The 21,221-nt window shown below is 54.9% G+C and carries 21 protein-coding genes; all 21 read right to left on the bottom strand.

The window, feature by feature from the left end; translation table 11 throughout:
• Nucleotides 1-49: 49 nt before the first annotated feature.
• Complete coding sequence (locus NNL38_RS12465; RefSeq protein ID WP_255388353.1) at nucleotides 50-1,663, bottom strand: ABC transporter ATP-binding protein; 1,614 nt, start codon at nucleotides 1,661-1,663, stop codon at nucleotides 50-52.
• A 99-nt stretch (nucleotides 1,664-1,762) separates the two neighbouring features.
• Nucleotides 1,763-1,987 (bottom strand): zinc ribbon domain-containing protein, encoded by a 225-nt coding sequence (locus NNL38_RS12470; protein ID WP_255388354.1) that lies wholly within the window; start codon nucleotides 1,985-1,987, stop codon nucleotides 1,763-1,765.
• 508 nt (nucleotides 1,988-2,495) lie between these two features.
• Nucleotides 2,496-3,398, bottom strand: a complete 903-nt coding sequence (locus NNL38_RS12475; RefSeq protein WP_255388355.1) for an alanyl-tRNA editing protein — start codon at nucleotides 3,396-3,398, stop codon at nucleotides 2,496-2,498.
• Between the two features lie 74 nt (nucleotides 3,399-3,472).
• The gene (gene der / locus NNL38_RS12480) at nucleotides 3,473-4,966 is read right to left on the bottom strand and encodes a ribosome biogenesis GTPase Der (RefSeq protein WP_255388356.1); all 1,494 of its coding nucleotides are present in this window, start codon (nucleotides 4,964-4,966) and stop codon (nucleotides 3,473-3,475) included.
• A 180-nt stretch (nucleotides 4,967-5,146) separates the two neighbouring features.
• The gene (bamB, locus tag NNL38_RS12485) at nucleotides 5,147-6,304 is read right to left on the bottom strand and encodes an outer membrane protein assembly factor BamB (RefSeq protein ID WP_255388357.1); all 1,158 of its coding nucleotides are present in this window, start codon (nucleotides 6,302-6,304) and stop codon (nucleotides 5,147-5,149) included.
• Between the two features lie 12 nt (nucleotides 6,305-6,316).
• Nucleotides 6,317-6,928 carry a YfgM family protein gene (locus NNL38_RS12490; RefSeq protein ID WP_255388358.1) on the bottom strand — a complete coding sequence of 204 codons (612 nt, stop codon included), beginning with the start codon at nucleotides 6,926-6,928 and terminating at the stop codon, nucleotides 6,317-6,319.
• Between the two features lie 13 nt (nucleotides 6,929-6,941).
• Entirely contained in the window at nucleotides 6,942-8,210 is a 1,269-nt protein-coding gene (gene hisS / locus NNL38_RS12495; protein ID WP_255388359.1) for a histidine--tRNA ligase, read from the bottom strand.
• A gap of 102 nt (nucleotides 8,211-8,312) precedes the next feature.
• Nucleotides 8,313-9,428 carry a flavodoxin-dependent (E)-4-hydroxy-3-methylbut-2-enyl-diphosphate synthase gene (ispG, locus tag NNL38_RS12500; RefSeq protein ID WP_255388360.1) on the bottom strand — a complete coding sequence of 372 codons (1,116 nt, stop codon included), beginning with the start codon at nucleotides 9,426-9,428 and terminating at the stop codon, nucleotides 8,313-8,315.
• A gap of 14 nt (nucleotides 9,429-9,442) precedes the next feature.
• A complete protein-coding gene (rodZ, locus tag NNL38_RS12505) occupies nucleotides 9,443-10,414 on the bottom strand; it encodes a cytoskeleton protein RodZ (RefSeq protein ID WP_255388361.1) in 972 nt (323 codons plus the stop codon).
• Nucleotides 10,404-11,159, bottom strand: coding sequence for a type IV pilus biogenesis/stability protein PilW (gene pilW, locus NNL38_RS12510; RefSeq protein ID WP_255388362.1), 756 nt, complete (start codon nucleotides 11,157-11,159; stop codon nucleotides 10,404-10,406). The genes rodZ and pilW overlap by 11 nt, the downstream gene beginning before the upstream one ends.
• Before the next feature lie 77 nt (nucleotides 11,160-11,236).
• Nucleotides 11,237-12,358, bottom strand: a complete 1,122-nt coding sequence (gene rlmN, locus NNL38_RS12515) for a dual-specificity RNA methyltransferase RlmN (RefSeq protein WP_255388363.1) — start codon at nucleotides 12,356-12,358, stop codon at nucleotides 11,237-11,239.
• 232 nt (nucleotides 12,359-12,590) lie between these two features.
• Nucleotides 12,591-13,019 (bottom strand): nucleoside-diphosphate kinase, encoded by a 429-nt coding sequence (gene ndk, locus NNL38_RS12520; protein ID WP_255388364.1) that lies wholly within the window; start codon nucleotides 13,017-13,019, stop codon nucleotides 12,591-12,593.
• 70 nt (nucleotides 13,020-13,089) lie between these two features.
• Nucleotides 13,090-14,367, bottom strand: coding sequence for an aminopeptidase PepB (gene pepB / locus NNL38_RS12525; protein ID WP_255388365.1), 1,278 nt, complete (start codon nucleotides 14,365-14,367; stop codon nucleotides 13,090-13,092).
• An 80-nt stretch (nucleotides 14,368-14,447) separates the two neighbouring features.
• A complete protein-coding gene (gene pepB, locus NNL38_RS12530; RefSeq protein WP_255388366.1) occupies nucleotides 14,448-15,731 on the bottom strand; it encodes an aminopeptidase PepB in 1,284 nt (427 codons plus the stop codon).
• Between the two features lie 396 nt (nucleotides 15,732-16,127).
• On the bottom strand, nucleotides 16,128-16,328 hold the full coding sequence (gene iscX / locus NNL38_RS12535) for a Fe-S cluster assembly protein IscX (protein ID WP_255388368.1): 201 nt from the start codon (nucleotides 16,326-16,328) through the stop codon (nucleotides 16,128-16,130).
• 84 nt (nucleotides 16,329-16,412) lie between these two features.
• Entirely contained in the window at nucleotides 16,413-16,751 is a 339-nt protein-coding gene (gene fdx / locus NNL38_RS12540; RefSeq protein WP_255388369.1) for an ISC system 2Fe-2S type ferredoxin, read from the bottom strand.
• Between the two features lie 2 nt (nucleotides 16,752-16,753).
• Nucleotides 16,754-18,607, bottom strand: a complete 1,854-nt coding sequence (gene hscA / locus NNL38_RS12545; RefSeq protein ID WP_255388370.1) for a Fe-S protein assembly chaperone HscA — start codon at nucleotides 18,605-18,607, stop codon at nucleotides 16,754-16,756.
• Between the two features lie 36 nt (nucleotides 18,608-18,643).
• On the bottom strand, nucleotides 18,644-19,159 hold the full coding sequence (gene hscB / locus NNL38_RS12550) for a co-chaperone HscB (protein WP_255388371.1): 516 nt from the start codon (nucleotides 19,157-19,159) through the stop codon (nucleotides 18,644-18,646).
• A gap of 79 nt (nucleotides 19,160-19,238) precedes the next feature.
• Nucleotides 19,239-19,562 (bottom strand): iron-sulfur cluster assembly protein IscA, encoded by a 324-nt coding sequence (gene iscA, locus NNL38_RS12555; protein WP_255388372.1) that lies wholly within the window; start codon nucleotides 19,560-19,562, stop codon nucleotides 19,239-19,241.
• 17 nt (nucleotides 19,563-19,579) lie between these two features.
• Complete coding sequence (gene iscU / locus NNL38_RS12560; RefSeq protein WP_255388373.1) at nucleotides 19,580-19,966, bottom strand: Fe-S cluster assembly scaffold IscU; 387 nt, start codon at nucleotides 19,964-19,966, stop codon at nucleotides 19,580-19,582.
• Between the two features lie 33 nt (nucleotides 19,967-19,999).
• On the bottom strand, nucleotides 20,000-21,214 hold the full coding sequence (locus NNL38_RS12565; protein WP_255388374.1) for an IscS subfamily cysteine desulfurase: 1,215 nt from the start codon (nucleotides 21,212-21,214) through the stop codon (nucleotides 20,000-20,002).
• Nucleotides 21,215-21,221: the final 7 nt, after the last annotated feature.

The following is a 21,221-nucleotide window of genomic DNA, read 5'->3' on the forward strand; positions in this document are numbered from 1 at the left end:
AAATGCGGCGTTTTTGTTATCTTTTCCTGAATTTCCAGACACATGCGGCTCAGGCTGCCTCATCAATCAGCATACAGGCGTCAATCAGGCGCTGGGTATACGGCTGTTGCGGCGCATCAAACACTTGCTGCGCCGTGCCCCGCTCAACCACTTCACCACGCTGCATCACAATCACCTCATCGGAAATCGCCCGGATCACCGACAAATCATGGCTGATAAACAAATACCCGATGTTATGGCGCTGCTGGATATCTTTCAGCAGCTCAAGTACCGTGAGCTGCACCGAACGATCCAGCGCAGAAGTCGGCTCGTCGAGCAGAATAAACTTCGGCTCCATAATCAGCGCCCGGGCAATGGCAATCCGCTGGCGCTGGCCGCCGGAGAATTCATGCGGATAACGGTTGATGCAGTGGGGATCCAGCCGCACTTCTTCCAGCGCCTGACGAGCACGCTGCATCCGCTCCGGCTTGGTCAGGGTGGTAAAGACGGTCAGCGGCTCGGTGATGATATCCCCGATGGTCATCCGCGGCGACAGCGAGCCATACGGGTCCTGGAAGACCATCTGCATGTTCTGCTTCAGGGCATAGCGCTCCTGCTTGCTCATCGCCTGAATACTTTTGCCTGCAAACGCAATCTGACCGCTCGAGGGCAGCAGCTGCATCAGTGCCCTGCCCAACGTCGACTTGCCAGAGCCGGATTCACCGACGATACCGACCGTCTGACCGGGGCGCACCGTTAGGCTGATCCCTTTCACCGCATCGAGATGTTCTGTTTCCTGCCCGAGCCAGTTGGTTTTCAGAACATAACGCACTCGGACATCCTCGGCCGTCAGCACGACTTCTGCCGGGGCTGCACTAGCCGGACCGTGGGCTTTCGGCTCAGCATCGAGCAGCATTTTGGTGTAGCTGTGACGGGGCTGCTCAAAAATCTGCTGCACAGTCCCGGTTTCCACGACTTCACCCTTGCACATCACCACCACGTCGTCGGCAAAGTGCTTCACCACGCCCAGATCATGGGTGATGAACAAAATCGCCATCCCCATTTCCGCCTGAATGTCTTTCAAAAGCTTGAGCACTTCAGCCTGCACCGTCACATCAAGCGCCGTGGTTGGCTCATCGGCAATCAAAATATCCGGCTTGTTGGCCAGGGCCATGGCAATCATGATCCGCTGCAGCTGGCCACCGGAGAACTCATGAGGATAATGGCCGAGCCGCTTGGCCGGATCCGGCAACTGCACTTTTTCAAACAGCGCCAGGGTTTCAGCCACTGCCTGCTTCCGATTGACTTTTCGGTGGCACATGATGGCTTCAGCCACCTGTTCGCCGACCGGCATATACGGGTTAAGCGAAGTCATCGGCTCCTGAAAAATCATCGCGATCCGATCGCCACGAACCCGACGCAGCTGTTTTTCACTCAGGGTGAGCAGCTCCTGTTGCTGGAAACGCACTGAGCTTTCGGGCGCAATCGCTGCATTAGCTGGCAACAAGCCCATGATGCTGCTTGAAGATACGGACTTCCCGGAGCCGGATTCTCCAACCAGGGCCAGAGTCTGTCCCTTCTCCAGTTGAAATGAAATATCTTTCACCGCAGCCACTGTTTCATCTTCCATGGCAAATGACACAGACAGATGGCTGACCTGCAATAACGGCGCAGCTGAAACCATATCGATAATCCTTCCCTTGTTTTTAATGATAATCATTATCAACAAAAATCAGGAACATTCAACCCGTCTGAAGCGGAGCAGCATTCAGATCACCTCAAATCAGCCTGCCTCGAAACAGATCCGGGCCCGGGATTTAGACTTGAGTTCATTACAGTGTGGACAAAAATAGCTGGCCGCACCACAAGCGTTCAACTTCTCCAACGCCTGCTCGCAGTCCGGACAAAATGCCCGTTTACGCACCGGATGCTGACAGTGCTCGCAATAATAACCCCCATCTTTCCAGCAGAGGGGACGTTGACAGGTTGGGCAGGTATTTTCACCCATATGTTTCTCTCCTTATACCAATCAAAGTAAATCAGTGATCAGAAATAGCGCCGGAAAAATGTTTGAGAACAAGGCAGAATTTTTAGATAAGCAGTTATTCTACAATCAAAAATTCTAACGCAGTTATCGAGCATTTTAACCAGCTAGAATGACCCCTTATTTACTGCGATTGGTATTACTCATGCGAACCGTCCCAGACCAGACAATGCACTATGGCAGCAACTGGTCCGGGGCAAGCCGATCAGCCCGGCGGCTTTATTCTCGGGTGAACTGATCCTCCGCGAATCCGTGGATCAACTTCAAAAGCCATCGTGATCAGCGATCAGCTCTCAAAAGAACATTTATCAATACACATCCCGAAAGCATAAGTTACATATTCTGTTTTTGGATTTCAGGCAGGATATTAATCTCAACTCTACGAAAAAAACCTGACGATCAAGCAGGACGTAAAACGGATCATCTGCAAAATATACACCGGTTCAGACGATGACACCGGACCACACCCGGCTTATCTCCCGCTGGAAAGTGCTGAATCCGCCGCTATGGTCCGCGTAACCATCACCAGCTCCTGCTCACTGTTGAGTTCAAAGCTGACCCTCAGGCTGGCGTATTCCGCCAACGAGCGAATATGCGTCCCGCCGCACGGAATGACAATCAGGCTGCCCGGTCGCAGTTCACAATGCCAATAGCGCGAGTCGGTGAGCGCCGGGCCTTCGCAGTGCATTGTTACAGCCGCACCGCCTTGCCGCCAGGTTTCCAGCAGCGCATTCACCCGTTCGGCTACACCGTCCAGTTGCTGGATCAGATCGGCGCTGTTGAGGCCGCGCTTGCGCAGCGTCTTGCCCAGCCGATAAGTATCGGTACTGCAATCTTCGGTGACCCGGCTTTGGGTCTGGGCATACCCGTGAAAATCATAATGGCCGAGTTCGTCCTTGCGCGAAGCATCTTTGCGCCAAAAATCGTGATGCAACACCTGATTCAGGGCCAGCGACGACAAGTGACCACCGCTGTGGCCCCGACTCAGGGCCTGCTGGTAGGCGCGATCCACCGTCAGGCGCACCGCCTCGCCCGGCTGGCATGTCACAGTCCCAGCAATCTGATGCACCACCACAAACACCCAGCCCGGTTCGTTGCGTTTGACCGGGATCGCCTGGTCGACAAACAGCTGACCGGTTGCGAGCTCTACCACGCCGGTGTAACAGCCAATCACCGGATAAGACACCCCGGCGATTTCAAGCGTGCCCCGATCGGCCGGGTGATCCGGCCAGAGGTGGCTCACCGGATGAAACGGACTTCGGTCGGTCACCAGCCAGGTGCCGGCAGGACTGGCCGGAACACAGAGCTCAAGGCTCGCCTGGGCCTGAGTTTGATGATCGGCAAACAGCACACGGGTTGCGGTCACTGGATACATGAATTCTCCTTCGGGTTGTCCGGATTTCGGGCATAAAAAACCCAGCAAAAGCTGGGTTTGTCAGTGGGTAAATTTTATTTTTCCCGGTTTTTCAGGGCGGTAGTCAGGCGCTTACGCTGACGCTCCTGGGAGATCGTCAGTTTCTGCTTTTTCCCTTCAAACGGGTTCTCGCTGCTCTGGAACTGAATCCGGATCGGGGTCCCCATCATTTCCAGCGACTTGCGGTAATAGTTCATCAGGTAACGCTTGTAGGAGCCCGGCAGCTCGTGAACCAAGTTACCGTGAATCACGATAATCGGCGGGTTATACCCCCCGGCGTGCGCATACTTGAGCTTCACCCGGCGACCGCGGACCATTGGCGGCTGGTGGTCGTCCTGCGCCATCTGCATAATCCGGGTCAGCATCGAGGTGCTGATCCGCTTGGTCGCAGACTGGTAGGCTTCCTGCACAGACTCATACAGGTGGCCGACACCGGTGCCGTGCAGCGCAGAAATAAAGTGGATCCGGGCAAAGTCGACAAAGCCCAGGCGACGGTCCAGCTCTGATTTCACCCGCTCTTTCACTTCGTTATCCAGACCATCCCATTTGTTGACCGCAATCACCAGCGAACGGCCGGCATTGAGGGCAAAGCCCAACAGGCTCAAGTCCTGATCTGAAATGTTCTCGCGGGCATCAATCACCATCAGCACCACGTTGGCATCTTCAATTGCCTTCAAGGTCTGGATCACCGAGAATTTTTCCACCGCCTGATGCATATTCTTACGACGACGGATCCCTGCGGTATCAATCAGGACATACTCCTGATCATCACGCTCCATCGGGATGTAAATCGAGTCACGGGTGGTGCCCGGCATATCGTACACAACCACCCGCTCTTCACCCAGGATCCGGTTGGTCAGGGTTGATTTACCAACGTTCGGACGACCGATAATCGCCAGCTTGATCGGTTGCTCCTGCAGGCGCTTGTAGGCTGCTTCAGCATCTTCTTCCGACAGGTTGGCTTTCTCGATGTCTTCCACCGAGGTCAGATCTTCAATCGCGATTTCGCCGTCTTCGGTTTCCTGCGCCTTCAGCGTCTCGGCAAACGGCGCCAGGGCACGCTCCATCAGCGCGGTCACGCCGCGGTTCTGGGCTGCGGCGATCTGGTACATGGCGTCCATTCCCAGTTGCCAGAATTCAGCACTGGCACTGTCAGCGTCAATCCCGTCGATCTTGTTCACCACCAGGAAGGTCGGCTTATCGCGGCTGCGCAGATGTTTGGCGATCGCCTCATCCGCCGCCGTCAGGCCGGCACGGCCGTCGACCAGGAATAGCACCACATCGGCTTCTTCAATTGCCGCCAGCGACTGCTCGGCCATCTTGGTTTCCACACCATCTTCGGTGCCGTCGATACCGCCGGTATCGATCACAATAAATTCGTGCTCTTCGAGCTCAGCTTTACCGTACTTACGATCCCTGGTTAGGCCAGGAAAGTCTGCAACCAGCGCATCCCTAGTCCGGGTAAGACGGTTAAATAGCGTCGATTTACCCACATTCGGGCGCCCGACAAGGGCAACAACAGGAATCATAACTACCTCTTACTTTTCATAGTCTTAATGACATATTCTTCCATTCATTCTTGCCTCCAGCGGCACCTTTGGCCACCTTCATCCGACAATAATATCGCGAATGGATATAACGATAACGGCTCCTGACTGTAGACCACAGCAGGAGCCGGCATTTATTCTGGCGCGTATTATAACGGCTCTTTACGGCATTTGCATTTTGTTCATGCGGCCGTCCCGGGTGATCACCAGATAGCCATCTTCCAGCGGCACCGGCGATACGGCAATGCCGCTGTCATCCAATTGCTGCTGGGCAACGAACTCACCAGTATACGGATCCAGCCAGTGCAGATAGCCTTCGCTGTCTCCCAGCACCACATAGCCGTTCACCACGCTCGGCGCGCTGAGCAGGCGATATTCCAGGTCCGGATTCTGCCACAATTCCGTGCCGCTGCGGATATCCACCGCGACTACGTGATCTTTATCAGTCACTAGGTACAGCTGACTACCGTCGATCACAAAGTCTTTGGCCGAAGAATAATTGCGTTTCCAGGCAGCCTGACCAGTGCGTAGTTCAATCGACACCAGGTTGCCATTGTAGCCAACCGCATAGAGGCGATCGCCGGCAATGACCGGCGCGGCATCAACGTCCACCAGGCGGTCAATCTCAGTCCCGCCTTTGGGCGAGCCAATCGGCTGTTGCCACAGCATCTGGCCGTTATTCATCAAGGCACCAGCCAGACGACCGTTGGCCTGGCCCCAGAAGATCCCGCCTGAGATCGATACCGGCGCACTGTCGCCGCGCAGGGTCAGGTTCGGCACCTCACTGCTCAGCTGCCAGGCCGGCTCACCGCTGTCGGCATCCAGCGCCTGCAGCACACCGCGACCGGTATTGACCACCACCAGGCCCTCGTCTACAAGAGGTTTGGCCAGCACTTCGCCTTCAACCGGCGCCCGCCAGACGACCTCACCGGTCTCTTCATCCAGGGCGATCACTTCGCCGTTTTCAGAGCCGATAAACAGCTTGCCGTACGACAGCGAAATCCCGCCGGCTAGCTTGGCAGCCACGTCCGCTTCCAGATCCTGCTCCCACAGCACGCTGCCATCACTCGGATCCAGGGCCATGATCACCCCGTCCCGATCAGCGGCAAAAATTTTACCGTAGCCGACCGCCGGTTTGAGCTCCGAGAAAAAATGTCCGACCCCGGCACCGATCGATTGCGTCCAGACCGACTGAGGCGTGAAAGCACTTTCCACTTTCGGCAGCTGGGCCATCTGGATGGTATCTTCCTCACCGGCACAGCCGGCCAGCAATGCGGTCGCCAGAGCAACTGAGACGGCTTGCTTCCATACCTTCTGCATACGTCTCAACCTTTACTGTGCCAGATCGTCAAGTTTGATCTGCAGTGCCGGTGATGCACCCAGCTGTTGTGACTGCACATAGGCTTCACGCGCGGCCAGAGTCTCCCCTTTCTCCAGCAGGATATCACCCCGCAGCTCCGCCACTTTGGCCTGCCAACTTTCCGCCGTCACTTTATCCAGCTCAGCCAGCGCCGTATCGTACTGCGTCATTTGCGCATGGACACGGGCCAGACGCGTCTGGGCAATCGGCAGAATCGCCTCATCCTGAGTATGGGTGATCACCCAGTTCAGCTGTTCGGCAGCCGCATCCAGCTTCTCTTGCTCAACCAGGGACTTAGCCAATTGCAGGGCCGCCAGCACTGAATATTGGCTGTCTTCATGTTCAGTAATAAACCCCTGGACCAGCGCTACACTGGTCTCAGGATTCGTTTCCAGGCTGGTGATCACCTGCGTGTAGGCTTCCGAGGCTTGCTCTTTCGCTGCCTGGATTTCACCCTGGTAGTAGCGCCAGCCCCACAGGCCACCCAGACCAATAACGGCACCGAGAACCACGGCTTTACCGTTCTCTTTCCACCATGCTTTGATCTGTTCGACCTGCTGTTCTTCTGTGATGTTGACGTCCACTTCCTGTCCTCTCTTAAATCAGTTCTGCCAGCTTCGCTGCTACTTCGTCCTGTGACATGGTGATTTGTTCGCCACCGCGCAGATCTTTCACCACCACGTTGTTCTCGGCAATCTCGTTTTCACCCAGCACCAGGGCAACCACGGCACCGGCGTTATCCGCACGCTTAAACTGCTTCTTGAAGCTGCCGCCGCCGAAGTGACTCATCACCCGCAGGCCCGGTACTTCTTCACGCAGCTGCTCCGCCAGCTTCATGCCGGCCATCATGGTACCTTCACCGGCAGTGACCATGTAAACATCCACCGGACGGCGGACATCGGTCAGCGCCAGGGTTTCCATCATCAGCACCAGGCGTTCAAGCCCCATGGCAAACCCAACCGCCGGCGTTGCTTTGCCGCCCAGTTGCTCCACCAGACCGTCATAGCGACCACCACCACAAACAGTGCCCTGAGCACCCAGGCTTTCGGTGATCCACTCAAAAACGGTGCGGTTATAGTAATCCAAACCACGCACAAGACGTTCATTTACCTGGTATTCGATGCCGGCAGCGTCTAATAGTTCACACAAACCGGCAAAATGTTGCTTGGATTCTTCGTCCAGATAATCCGACAGCTTCGGTGCACCACGCAGAATTTCCTGGATCGCCATGTTCTTGGTATCAAGCACACGCAGCGGGTTGGTGTGCATGCGACGCTTGCAGTCGTCGTCCAGCACCTCAACATATTGCTCCAGGAAAGCCACCAGCGCCTGACGGTAGTTGGCGCGGGCTTCCAGCGAGCCAATCGAGTTCAGCTCCAGGCGAACATGCTTGTCGATCCCCAGCTCACGCCACAGGCGCGCCGTCATCATGATCAGCTCCGCATCGACATCAGGACCATTGAGACCGAACACTTCCACCCCAAACTGGTGGAACTGGCGGTAACGTCCTTTTTGCGGACGCTCATGGCGGAACATCGGACCGGCATACCACAAGCGCTGCTCCTGGTTGTACAGCAAACCGTTCTGGATCCCGGCGCGGACACAGCCAGCCGTGCCTTCCGGGCGCAGGGTCAGGCTGTCGCCATTGCGGTCATCAAAGGTGTACATTTCCTTTTCAACGACATCTGTCACTTCACCAATGGCCCGACTGAACAAATGGGTCGATTCGACAATCGGCATCCGGACTTCGCTGTAGCCGTAAGCACTCACAACTTGTTTAATGGTACCTTCCACTTTTTGCCAAAGCGGAGATTGCGATGGGAGGCAGTCGTTCATGCCTCGAATAGCTTGAATTTGTTTCGCCACGTTTGTTCTCGTTAACCGATGGGGAATGGAGTTGAATATATAGCTTCTTGCCAAAATAAGAAACCACGCCCTGATTTCAGGGCGTGATTTTCGGGGATTTTACTATTTTTCCGCAACATCAATGCGATTGCTGAGATCGAGCATCGATGCCTTGGCGCGGATTTTTGTTTCGAGCTGGTCAATCACGTTATCGTTGTCAAAGCGCTCTTTCTGCCGCACACCATCTTCATAGAAGGCACTCTTACGGTTACCGCCGGCGATCCCCATGTGCGACACTTCTGCTTCACCCGGACCATTGACCACACAACCAATCACCGACACATCCATCGGGATGGTAATATCTTCCAAGCGCTGCTCCAGCTCATTGACCGTGCCGATCACATCAAACTCCTGACGGGAGCAGGTCGGACAGGCAATAAAGTTGATCCCGCGTGAGCGGATCCGCAGCGATTTAAGAATATCAAAGCCGACTTTGATCTCTTCCACCGGATCGGCAGCCAGCGACACCCGCAGGGTATCACCGATACCTTCTGCCAGCAGCATCCCCAAACCGACTGCGGATTTCACCGCACCGGCACGGGCACCACCGGCTTCGGTGATCCCCAGGTGCAGCGGTTGCTTAATCTGCTGCGCCAGCTTGCGGTAGGATTCCACCGCCAGGAACACATCCGAGGCTTTAACACTGACCTTGAACTGGTCAAAGTTGAGGCGATCTAAGATCTCGACATGACGCATGGCAGACTCCACCAGCGCCTCCGGCGTCGGCTCGCCGTATTTTAGCTGCAGATCTTTTTCCAGTGAGCCGCCGTTGACCCCGATCCGGATTGGGATATTGTTGTCCCGCGCGCAGTCCACCACAGCCCGGATACGATCTTCACGGCCGATGTTGCCCGGGTTAATCCGCAGACAATCGACCCCGTACTCCGCCACTTTCAGCGCAATCCGGTAGTCAAAGTGGATATCCGCCACCAGCGGGACATTGACCTGCTGCTTAATCAGTCTGAATGCTTCGGCAGCATCCATGGTCGGGACGGAGACACGGACAATATCGGCACCGACCGTTTCCAGCGCTTTGATCTGCGCCACCGTCGCGTCAACATCCGTTGTACGCGTGTTGGTCATCGACTGAACAGCAATAGGGGCACCATCGCCAACCGGGACATTCCCGACATAGATCCGGGTCGACTGACGACGTTTAATTGGAGACTCGTTATGCATTACATTCACTCTGTTTACTGCGGCAGCTTGAATCGCGCGACTTTTCCGGCCGGATACTGACTCAGGTCAACCGGCTCACCTTTATAATTAATTTTAACAACACTTGGGGCACCTAGCACCAGCTTATAGGGCTCAGCACCGTCTAAATTCAGAACATCGCCGGATTTTTTAATCCCGGTTTCCAGTCGTTTACCATTGGCGTCGCGGATATCAATCCAGCAATCACCACTGAAAGTAAGCTGCAGGCCTGAAGTGATCGCTTCCACCACAGGTGCCGGCTCGGCAGATTGTGCCGCCGTCTCTTCGCGAGCAGCCAGCCCGGTAGCATCCGCGTCACCGGCAGCGGGTTCGGTCGGCGCCTCAAAACTGGTGACCGGCGCCGGCTCTTCAACCTGGGTGACGGCCTCGGTTGCCAGCAAATCCGAAGTGCTGCCCGTCTCTGTCAGCACCGGCTCATCAAATTCCAGTCCGGCCATTTCAGCTTCAAGGCCCACCTCACCATTGGAGCCCGCCAGGCTCTCATCCAGCGGCTGGCTCTGCTGCTCGCTGTAGTCCAGCGCATCGGGCTCCATTTGCAGGCTCTGCCACCACCACACGCCCGTCATGCCGATAAAGATGATCGCCAGCGCCCAGGTCAGGCGCATAATTCGGTTATCATGCGCTTCGCGCTTGGTGCGACGGGAAAAGCTCTGCATTTCATGGTTTTCTGGCTGGGCATGCCCTTCCTTGTCCAGACGAGCCAGCACTTCCCGCTCATCCAGGCCGACAAATTTGGCGTAAGAACGCACATAGCCACGCGTAAACGTGGCCAGTTGCGATTGTTCGAAATGATTGTCTTCGATGTCATTGATCACCGAGAGGCGCAGCCTCAATCGGCTGGCAATATCCTTCTGTGAATAACCAAGCTGCTCGCGCGCCTGACGTAGCATATCCCCCGGACGAATGACTTCCTCTGTTGATATCTCTTCGTTCTGTTCAGTATTCATTGGCTAGATATTTTTGATATTGCTGTGAGTTTGGATACATCTGCTCAAGCAGATCAACATACTGCTCCGCCGCTTTTGGACGGCCCGCTTGCTGTTCAAGCCGGTACAGCAGCCATAAGCTGTCTGCGAGATAACCGTATCGCTGATTAAACTTTAACAATCTGGCACGTGCTTGCTCGAATAGCTGTTCCTCAAGCTCCAGCCGTGCCAGCTGTAATGTCGACTTCGGGCGGTATGGATCATACGCCAGTGCTTTGCCAAAGTATTCCATGGCCTGCTGCCTGGTGCCATTTCTCAGGCTGCAAAACGCCGCATTTTCATAACTGGCCGAAGTCTGGTGATAATCGGGTTGTTTCAGGGCTTTTTCAAATGCCGCAATCGCCTCATCATAACGCTGCTGGCTGCACAAGAACACACCGTAATTATTGCGCACGTCGCCATTGTGCGGCGACCGACGCAGTGCCCGCCGGTACATTGCTTCCGCAGCCTCCGGCTCATCGACCTGCTGATAATAGTAGGCCATCGCACTCAAAGCACGGTCATAGTTCGGCGCAAAATCGAGGGCTTTTTCAAGATTATCACGGGCACGCTGCCATTGCCCAGCTTTTAAATAACTCAGGCCAAGGGTGACCCTGGCCTCAGAAGCTTCAATATTATCAACACGTTGGGTGTTACCTGTTTCATCGACTGTGACACAGCCGGCAAGCACACCACACAATAACGGGTACACAATCCATCGTACCATAGCATCCCCATCTGACATCCATCGGCTTCACAACGGGGCAGAAGCAACCGGCCTCTTGCCCGCGAAGCGTCCGGCTATTAGACTGCTTTGACAGGGATTTGTTCACCCGGCGCCTGCTTGGCCAGGGTTCGTTTCGTGCGGTCAATCACATCTCCGACCAATTGTCCGCATGCCGCATCAATATCATCACCCCGGGTCTTGCGAACCGTCACGGTGAAGTCGTACTCCATCAGGGTTTTCATAAAGCGGTCAATGCGCGAATTGCTCGGCTTCTTGTACGGCGATCCCGGATACGGGTTGAACGGGATCAGGTTAATCTTGGCCGGGGTATCGCGCAGCGTATGGGCCAGCTGACGCGCGTGCTCCATATCGTCGTTGACGTGATCCAGCAGAATGTACTCAACCGTCACTCGGCCACGGTTAGCATTGGATGAATCGATATAGCGGCGTACCGACGCCAGGAAGTCATCAATATTCCAGCGATCATTGATCGGCATAATTTCAGAGCGCAGCGCGTCAGTCGGCGCGTGCAGGGAGATCGCCAGCGCCACGTCAATCTTGCCGGTCATCTGATCCAGCCCCGAGACCACCCCGGAAGTCGAAACAGTCACGCGGCGCTTCGACAGGCCAAAGCCCAAATCGTCAAGCATCAGCTCCAGCGCCGGGATCAGGTTCTTCATGTTGAGCAGCGGCTCGCCCATGCCCATCATCACCACATTGGTGATCGGACGACGACCGGTCTCTTTCTCAACCCCGATCTCTTTGGCTGCACGCCACACCTGACCGATGATTTCCGACACCCGCAGGTTACGGTTAAAGCCTTGCTGAGCCGTTGAACAGAACTTACAGTCCAGCGCACAACCGACCTGAGAAGAGATACACAGGGTAGCGCGATCATCTTCCGGGATATAAACGGTTTCGACATCCTGATCACCGACACGCATCGCCCACTTGATCGTGCCATCTTTTGAATGCTGCGCTTCAGAAACATATGGCGCACGAATTTCGGCCACCCGCTTGAGTTTCTCACGCAGCTTCTTGTTGATGTTGGTCATCTGGTCAAAGTCGTCACAACCGAAATGATAAATCCACTTCATTACCTGATCAGCACGGAACGCTTTTTCGCCCAGCTCGTCGGCGAAATACTGACGCAAACCCTTGCGATCGAAATCCAGCAGATTAGTTTTGACTGTTGTCATCGGTTGTTGCCTCACTAAAAAATGACTGTTGATGCGCCTTGGCAACCAAATGTAGGGAGGTTGCTTGGAACAGGACGATTCAAGGCGCGAAATTGTACAGCCTTTACTTCCGGGTTTCCACTTGTTAACCCTAAGGATATTGTAGTCAGGCGACGGTTTTCGGCAGGAAAATAAAACGGGAAGCCAAGGCTTCCCGTTAATCACTTGTTGCGACTAAATTTTAACCAACCGCTTAGCCGCGCGGACAGATTTCATCATCAGCAAAGAAATATGCAATTTCGCGTGCCGCAGATGCCGGGCTGTCAGAGCCGTGCACCGAGTTGAAACGCATGCTCTCGGCATAGTCAGCACGAATAGTACCGCACGCCGCTTCTTCAGGGTTAGTTTTGCCCATCAGCTCACGGTAACGGGCAATGGCATTGTCACCTTCCAGCACCTGAACCATGACCGGGCCGGACGTCATAAATTCAACCAGCCCGTCATAAAACGGCTTGCCTTCGTGCTCAGCATAGAACCCCTGTGCTTTGGCCGCGTCCAGGTGCAACATTTTCGCCGCAACCACTTTCAGGCCGGTAGTTTCAATCCGCTGATAAATCGCACCAATCAGATTACGTTGTACAGCGTCAGGCTTAATGATCGAGAGTGTTCTTTCAGTTGTCATTATTGTTGTTCCTTTGAATCAGTTTCATCACTGTCTGATGTAGGCAGGCCATCATGGCCTGCCTACATCATTACAACAGCATGGCAGCAATGTTGGCAATCCCCAGGCCGGTCGCACCCGCCGCCCAGCGGCTGTCCGGCGCATCCCGGAAACAGGCGGCCAGATCGAAATGGATCCAACGGCTCTGCTCGGCATCGACGAAACGGGACAGGAACGCGGCTGCGTTTGAAGCGCCGCCCATGCCACCGCCTTTCTGCGCCCGGCTGTTCGCCGTATCCGCATAGTGCGACGGACAGTTACTCTGGTGCCACTTCTCCAGCGGCAGCGGCCAGGCCGGCTCATTGACCAGCTCAGACAATTGCTGCGCTTTGAACAGCAGTTCCCGATCCATCGAAAACAGCGCGTTGTAGTCGGTGCCGACGGCCATCATGGCCGCACCCGTCAGGGTTGCCGCGTCGATGATCAACGGGGCCTGGGTTTCGCTGGCAGCAATCAGGCCGTCAGCCAAGACCAGGCGTCCTTCGGCATCGGTGTTCACGACTTCTACCGTCAACCCGTTCTTGTACGTTAACACATCTCCGAGCTTATAGGCGTTACCGGCAACCATGTTTTCTGCACAACATAAGATCAACTTCACACGTTGACGTAAACCTTGCTCTATCGCATAGCCCAGTGCTGCGGTGACCGTGGCGGCACCGCCCATATCACACTTCATGGTGACCATCCCGGCACTTGGCTTGAGGCTGTAGCCGCCCGAATCAAAGGTGATCCCTTTGCCGACCAGACAAGCTGCAACCGGGGCATCAACATCACCGGTCGGGTTGTAGTCCAATGTCAGCATCACCGGCGGACGGCTACTGGCACGGCCGACACTGTGGGTGCCGATCCAGCCATGATCCAGCAGTTGCTCACCAACCAACAGTTCATGGCTGACCTTGTCACCGGCAATCGAAGACAGGTATTCGATGGCTTCACCGGCCAACTTCTCCGGGTACATATCTTCCGGGGTGGCATTCACCACTTTGCGGACCCAGTCGTTGCTGCGACGGCGGGCATTGAGCAGCTCCAGCTCATCTTCATCAATCGAGGCCCACTTCAGCTCAACCGGCACAGCAGTTGCAGCAAAACCACAGTAAAAGCTCCACTGGCGCTCGTAGCTCCAGCCCTCGCCTTCGAGGCTGGCCTGAGTGGCCCCCTGCGACTGCAGCTGACGGGCAGCCTGCTGGATCCGGCGCAGCGGGAAATCACCGCTGTAATGAATAGTGACCGTCTCGTCCTGGTAAGAAATCAGGGCATTACTACCCCAGACACCCTGACTCGGCTCCGCCGAGAGTTGTACTTTTAACATTGCTAAACCTTGTTTATTTTGTACTGAGGCAACATTTTCGAGCGATGCCCCCGCAATTTATTCCATGCCTGAACGACATTTTACTGGCAGATGATACTTGCCAGGGTCCGAACCCCCATCCCGGTCGCCCCGGTGCCCCACATATCGTTGCCGCTCTTACGGTAAGTGCCGCTGGCATCGATGTGCATCCAGCCCTGCTGGTAGTTGTCAACAAAGTACGACAGGAAGGCCGCTGCGGTGCTCGCACCCGGCATAAAGTCACCCATTGAAACATTCGACAGATCGGCAAAGCTCGATGGCATCATCTCACGGTGATTCTCCGCCAGCGGCAGTGGCCACAGGCCTTCGTTCTCGCTCGCTGCTGCTTTCAGGGCTTTTTGCGACAGCGCCTGATCAAAGCTCAGCAAGGCGTGATAATCATTGCCCAGGGCATTTTTCGCCGCGCCGGTCAGGGTGGCACAATCAATGATCAGTTTTGGTTTCTGGCTGCTGGCGTAGATCAGGCCGTCAGCCAGCACCAGGCGACCTTCGGCGTCGGTGTTCAGGATCTCAACTGTCTTGCCATTTTTATAGGTGATAATATCGCCGAGTTTGAACGCATTGCCGGAAACCATGTTTTCCGCACAGCACAGGATCAATTTAATGCGCTTTTTGGTACCGCGGGCAATGGCCAGCGCCAGGCCGCCGGTCGCCAGGGCCGAACCGCCCATATCCGCTTTCATCGCCGACATCCCGGCCGACGGTTTCATGCTGTAGCCACCGGAATCAAAGGTGATCCCTTTACCAACCAGGCAGGTATGGACGGGTGCATCAGCATCGCCGGTCGGGTTATAGTCCAGGCGCAGCATCGCCGGAGAGCGCTCAGAGCCACGGCCGACGGTATGCGTCCCGTTCCAGCCTTCATCGAGCAAATCATTGCCTTTGATGATTTTGTAAGTCACGTGCTCCGGAGCCAGGGATTTGATGAACTCCCCTGCGCGCGCCGCCAGCTGCGACGGACGCACAATTTCGGCCGGCTGGTTGATAATTTCGCGCACCCAGTTAGTCGCTGTCAGGCGCGCCTGCAGCTCAGCTTCGTCGGCGTCGCTCAGGCCGCTCCAGATCACCTCATTGCCCGGCTTGGCATTACGATGGCCCTGAATAAACGCCCAGATCGCTTCCAGATCCCAGCCTTCACCTGCCAATGTCACCTGCTTAATTCCCTGCCCGTCAAGCTTACGTCCGGCGCGCTGAATGGCGATCAGCGGTTGGTTTCCGGTCAGGTGCACAACAGCGCCTTCGGTGTTAAACGTCAGCAGGGCATTGTTACCCCACTTTTCATCAGCAGCTTCCCGGGAAAGAAAAACAAACATATTGGCAGACATGAATTACTCCTTGAGTTCTGTGCTTCACCACCTGTCCGTACAAGTGTGGTGAAACCCTATTGTCGGACGCACCAGCAGAGACTTTACCCGACGCTATTTGGCGTAGTAACAAAACGATGACATCACTGTTACCGTACATAGCAGAGATTATGGGGGCATTGTCAGGTATTACAAGGGAACGGCGCGCCCAATTACAACAAAGCAGACCAAACGATCTGCCTGCTTATCAGTTTTGGTTAATCATTTTACGAAAAACCAAATTTTCAGAATTTCTGATACTTTGCCTGGGTAATCCTAAAGAAACAAGCTGTTTACATCAGGACTAAGAGCAAGATCGTATTGTCAGACATTTCCAGGGCAAGATGGGTAAGGGACGGGACAAGGGGCCAGGTGGAATTAGTCCGCTTCTTCAATCCAACACTGCTGGACGGCTTCTAATACACGCTCGCCACAGTGTTCAGGATCGTCGTCAAAATGGTCGAGCGCTAAAATCCACTCTCGCAGATCGGTAAAGCGAACGGTTCGGGGGTCAATGTCGGGAAATTGCTCTGCCAGCTCAATGGCCAGCTCACGTGAATCAATCCATTTCAGTCCCATTGCGGATACCTTCTGATTGCAAACGTTCTTCTATTGTAGCTCGCCTGTCCGCTCTGAGCTGCGCGGACAGGCGATGGTGCAGGCTTAGTGGTTCTCTGAAGCCAGGTTGATGGTATAGCGCGGGATCTCCACCACCAGGTCTTCATCTGTCACTTTTGCCTGACAGCCCAGACGTGATTCAGGCTCAAGGCCCCAGGCTTTGTCCAGCATATCATCTTCCAGCTCATCGCTTTCATCCAGCGAGTCAAAGCCTTCACGAATGATCACATGGCAGGTGGTACAGGCGCAGGACTTTTCACACGCATGCTCAATGCCGATGCCGTTTTTCAGCGCAACATCCAGAACCGTTTCACCGCTCTCGGCGTCCAGTACGGCGCCCTCCGGGCAAAGTTCTTCATGGGGTAATACAACAATTTTAGGCATGCCTAAACCTCATCAATCGAATGGCCGGCCAGCGCATGACGAATGGACTGATCCATCCGGCGAGATGCAAATTCCTGGCTTGCCTTATCTGTTTTCTTTATACCTTCTTCAATCGCGCGCGGGTCATCACCCTGACGCAACTGAACCAATTCCATCATGACCGCTTCCAGTGCGTCACGCTCTTCCTTCGACAGCAGCGTATCGCCATCTGCAGCCAGTGCAGAGATCAGCCCTTCCAGGACCCGATCCGCTTCAACCCGCTGCTCCGCCAGCGCCCGCGCATCTTTATCTTCCTGCGCGTGGGTCATGGAGTCGCGGATCATGGTGGTGATTTCATCATCGGTCAAGCCATAAGATGGTTTCACCTGGATGGACTGCTGAACTTCGCTACTCTTTTCCATCGCCGTGACGGACAACAGACCGTCGGCATCCACCTGGTAGGTGACACGGATATGCGCCGCACCGGCCGCCATCGCCGGAATCCCACGCAGGGTAAAGCGCGCCAGCGAACGACAATCGTCAACCATTTCCCGCTCGCCCTGCACCACATGCACCGACATGGCGGTTTGGCCGTCTTTGAAAGTGGTGAACTCCTGAGCCCGGGCGACCGGAATGGTGGTATTACGCGGAATAATTTTCTCCACCATCCCCCCCATGGTCTCAATACCCAGCGACAGCGGGATCACATCCAGCAGCAACATCTCGGTGTCGGGCTTGTTACCGGCCAGAATATCAGCCTGGATCGCCGCACCAATCGCCACGACTTTATCCGGGTCGATTGAGGTCAGCGGGGTTTTACCGAAGTAATTGCCCACCAGCTCACGCACCAGCGGTACGCGGGTTGAGCCGCCGACCATCACGGTTTCAATCACTTCATCCAGCGCAACATCGGCATCTTTAATCGCCCGGCGGCAAGCCATCAGGGTTTTCTTCACCAACGGTTGAATCAGGCTGTTGAACTGCTCGCGGGTGATCTCCCCTTGCCAGCCCAGCACCTCAATCGTCGTGATGTCGCTGTCGCTCAGAGCCACTTTGGCGTCGGTCGCCGCATTATGCAGCGCCCGGGAGTCCTGTGCTGACAGTTTGCCGCTCAGTCCGGCCTGCGCCGCAATCCACTCAGCCAGCAGGTGGTCGAAATCGTCCCCGCCCAGTGCCGAGTCGCCGCCGGTCGCCAGCACTTCAAACACTCCTTTGGACAGGCGCAGAATTGAGATATCAAACGTCCCGCCACCCAGATCGTACACGGCAATTACGCCTTCCTGACCAGAATCCAGGCCGTAGGCAATCGCCGCTGCGGTCGGCTCATTAAGCAGACGCAACACATTGAGATTGGCCAGCTTGGCCGCATCTTTGGTCCCGGCACGCTGCGCATCATCAAAATACGCCGGTACCGTGATCACGACCCCTTCCAGCTCGCCGCCCAGGGTTTGGGTCGCGCGCTCGCTCAGCGACTTCAGGATTTCTGCCGACACCTGTACCGGGTTTACCAGTCCCTGACGGGTCGCCAGTTGTGGCAATCCATTGTCCGTCGCCTCGAATTGGTATGGCAACTGCGGATAACGCTGCTGAATATCAGCCAGCGACCGGCCCATCATACGCTTCACCGAGTAGATGGTGTTTTCTGGATCCTGCTGGGCTTGCTCCCGGGCAGGTTGCCCCACCAGAAGCGCCGCTTCGCCATAATGAACCACCGACGGCAGAATAGACTCACCGTGTTCGTCGTTCAGCGTTTCCGCCACGCCGCTGCGGACTGCAGCCACGAGGGAGTTTGTAGTCCCCAGATCGATGCCTACCGCCAGCTTATGCTGGTGCGGCGCTGCACTTTGACCTGGTTCAGCAATCTGTAACAGTGCCATTATCGTTCCTGTGAAATTGGTGCTGGAGAGCGGATATCAGTCAAATAAGCTGTCTTCAAGCAGCTCTACTTCATGGCGCAGCTTATCAATAAACTTCAGCTTACGCACGGCATCAGCAGCCGGCTCCCAATGCTCATCATTCAGCAGCTGCTCAAGCTCTGCCAGTTGGGCTTGGTATAATTCCGAGGCCTGCTGATCAAACTCAAACAGGGCGCTTTCCGGATCACTGGCGTCCGGAATCTCTTCCAGCGCCTCGCGCAGTTCCATCTGCTGCATCAAAAATGCCGGATCCTGCAGGGTCTGCTGCTCACCGCGAATATCCACCCCGCGCTCGGACAACATATATTCCGCGCGCGTGGTCGGCGCTTTCAGGGTTTGGAAGGCATCGTTGATCTGCGCCGCTTTCTGAACCGCCATCAGGCGATCCCGCTCAGAAGCGGTTGCAAAGTTATCAGGATGGAAACGACGTTGCAGTTCCCGGAACCGCGTTGAAAGAAGGCTACCGTCCAACTGGAATTGGAAAGGTAGCCCAAATAATTCGAAATGATTCATATCGCGTCAGTTATCTATAAAGACCGAACCTGGCAACCACGCGTGTCTCGGCAGTTGCCAGGCTCAATGAAAACAGCGATTAAACGTTGAAGCTCTCACCGCAACCACATTCGCTTGAAACGTTCGGGTTGTTAAACTTAAAGCCTTCATTCAGCCCTTCTTTGGCAAAATCCAGCTCGGTGCCATCGAGGTAGACCAGGCTTTTCGGGTCAATAATAATCTTGACGCCGTTTTCTTCGAACACCTGATCTTCTTCGTTCAGCTCATCAACGAATTCAAGGACATAAGCCATTCCCGAGCAACCTGAAGTCCGAACGCCCAAGCGCAGGCCAATGCCTTTGCCTCGGTTTTCCAGGAAACTAGCTACACGGCTTGCTGCCGCTTCAGTGATCGTAATGGCCATACAGCAACCCTCGAATATTAGTTTTGATCGTGTTTCTTTTTATAATCGCTAACCGCAGCTTTAATCGCATCTTCTGCCAGGATTGAGCAGTGAACCTTCACCGGTGGCAGCTCCAGCTCTTCTGCAATAGCAGAGTTCTTGATTGATGCTGCTTCGTCCAGGCTCTTGCCTTTCACCCATTCGGTGATCAGGGAGCTGGATGCGATCGCAGAACCACAACCATAAGTTTTGAACTTCGCATCTTCAATGATGCCTTCGTCAGATACTTTGATCTGTAGTTTCATCACGTCGCCACAGGCTGGTGCGCCGACCATACCGCTACCGACGTTCTTGTCGTTTTTGTCAAATGAGCCCACGTTACGCGGATTCTCATAATGATCAATGACCTTTTCACTATATGCCATGATGAATTCCTCAAATATGTGATGACCGCAAGATTAGTGGTGTGCCCACTCGACTGTGTTCAGGTCAATGCCTTCTTTGTACATATCCCACAGCGGAGACATTTCACGCAGTTTCTCTACCGCACCGCGGATTTGTGAAATCGCGTAGTCCACTTCTTCTTCCGTCGTGAAACGACCGAAAGAAAAACGGATCGAGCTGTGGGCCAGTTCGTCATCCAGACCCAGCGCACGCAGGACGTACGACGGCTCCAGGCTTGCAGACGTACAGGCAGAACCTGAAGAGACAGCCAGATCTTTCAGGGCCATCAGGAGCGATTCGCCTTCTACAAATGCGAAGCTGATGTTCAGGTTATTTGGCAGACGTTGCTCCAAATCACCGTTAATCGTCATCGCTTCGATGTCTTTTACACCCTCCAGCAGACGGTTACGCAGGGCAAGCGCGTGCTGGTAGTCTTTATCCATATCTTCTTTGGCAATGCGGCATGCTTCACCCATACCGACGATTTGGTGCGTCGCCAGCGTACCAGAGCGGAAACCACGCTCATGACCACCACCGTGCATCTGCGCTTCCAGGCGGATACGCGGCTTACGGCGAACATACAAGGCACCAATGCCTTTCGGGCCGTATATCTTATGTCCGGACAGGGAAATCAGATCCACTTTCATTTCTTGGACATCAATCGGCAGCTTACCGGCAGATTGCGCCGCATCGACGTGGAAAATAATTTTCTTCTCACGGCACAGCTCGCCAATCGCAGTAATGTCCTGGATCACGCCGATTTCGTTGTTCACATGCATGATTGAAACCAGCACGGTATCATCACGCATCGCATCACGCAGTTTTGCCAGATCAATCAAGCCATTGGATTCCGGCTCCAGGTACGTGACTTCGTAACCTTCGCGCTCCAGTTGACGGCATGGGTCCAGGACCGCTTTGTGTTCTGTTTTACAGGTGATGACGTGCTTGCCTTTCTTACCGTAGAAGTGGGCAGCACCTTTGATCGCCAGGTTATCCGACTCAGTCGCACCTGAGGTGAATACGATCTCACGCGGATCCGCATTCAGCAGGTCGGCCACTTGCTCACGTGCCATATCAACTGCTTCCTCTGCCTGCCAACCGAAACGGTGAGAACGAGAAGCCGGGTTACCGAAGTTACCGTCCATTGTCAGGCATTGCATCATCTTCTCGGCAACACGCGGGTCGACTGGGCAAGTAGCGGAATAATCAAAATATATTGGCAGTTTCATCTTCATC

Origin of the sequence: Photobacterium atrarenae (assembly GCF_024380015.1) — a bacterium.
In the GTDB taxonomy this organism is placed as follows: Bacteria; Pseudomonadota; Gammaproteobacteria; order Enterobacterales; family Vibrionaceae; genus Photobacterium; species Photobacterium atrarenae.

Excerpts from the sequence above, each read along its gene's own strand:
- NNL38_RS12470 (WP_255388354.1), bottom strand. The coding sequence starts at position 1,987 with ATGGGTGAAAATACCTGCCCAACCTGTCAACGTCCCCTCTGCTGGAAA.
- ispG (WP_255388360.1), bottom strand. The coding sequence starts at position 9,428 with ATGCATAACGAGTCTCCAATTAAACGTCGTCAGTCGACCCGGATCTAT.
- pepB (WP_255388365.1), bottom strand. The coding sequence starts at position 14,367 with ATGTTAAAAGTACAACTCTCGGCGGAGCCGAGTCAGGGTGTCTGGGGT.
- iscU (WP_255388373.1), bottom strand. The coding sequence starts at position 19,966 with ATGGCATATAGTGAAAAGGTCATTGATCATTATGAGAATCCGCGTAAC.
- NNL38_RS12475 (WP_255388355.1), bottom strand. The coding sequence starts at position 3,398 with ATGTATCCAGTGACCGCAACCCGTGTGCTGTTTGCCGATCATCAAACT.
- NNL38_RS12465 (WP_255388353.1), bottom strand. The coding sequence starts at position 1,663 with ATGGTTTCAGCTGCGCCGTTATTGCAGGTCAGCCATCTGTCTGTGTCA.
- pepB (WP_255388366.1), bottom strand. The coding sequence starts at position 15,731 with ATGTCTGCCAATATGTTTGTTTTTCTTTCCCGGGAAGCTGCTGATGAA.
- ndk (WP_255388364.1), bottom strand. The coding sequence starts at position 13,019 with ATGACAACTGAAAGAACACTCTCGATCATTAAGCCTGACGCTGTACAA.
- hscB (WP_255388371.1), bottom strand. The coding sequence starts at position 19,159 with ATGAATCATTTCGAATTATTTGGGCTACCTTTCCAATTCCAGTTGGAC.
- fdx (WP_255388369.1), bottom strand. The coding sequence starts at position 16,751 with ATGCCTAAAATTGTTGTATTACCCCATGAAGAACTTTGCCCGGAGGGC.
- iscX (WP_255388368.1), bottom strand. The coding sequence starts at position 16,328 with ATGGGACTGAAATGGATTGATTCACGTGAGCTGGCCATTGAGCTGGCA.
- der (WP_255388356.1), bottom strand. The coding sequence starts at position 4,966 with ATGATTCCTGTTGTTGCCCTTGTCGGGCGCCCGAATGTGGGTAAATCG.
- NNL38_RS12565 (WP_255388374.1), bottom strand. The coding sequence starts at position 21,214 with ATGAAACTGCCAATATATTTTGATTATTCCGCTACTTGCCCAGTCGAC.
- pilW (WP_255388362.1), bottom strand. The coding sequence starts at position 11,159 with ATGGTACGATGGATTGTGTACCCGTTATTGTGTGGTGTGCTTGCCGGC.
- hscA (WP_255388370.1), bottom strand. The coding sequence starts at position 18,607 with ATGGCACTGTTACAGATTGCTGAACCAGGTCAAAGTGCAGCGCCGCAC.
- rodZ (WP_255388361.1), bottom strand. The coding sequence starts at position 10,414 with ATGAATACTGAACAGAACGAAGAGATATCAACAGAGGAAGTCATTCGT.
- bamB (WP_255388357.1), bottom strand. The coding sequence starts at position 6,304 with ATGCAGAAGGTATGGAAGCAAGCCGTCTCAGTTGCTCTGGCGACCGCA.
- iscA (WP_255388372.1), bottom strand. The coding sequence starts at position 19,562 with ATGGCCATTACGATCACTGAAGCGGCAGCAAGCCGTGTAGCTAGTTTC.
- rlmN (WP_255388363.1), bottom strand. The coding sequence starts at position 12,358 with ATGACAACAGTCAAAACTAATCTGCTGGATTTCGATCGCAAGGGTTTG.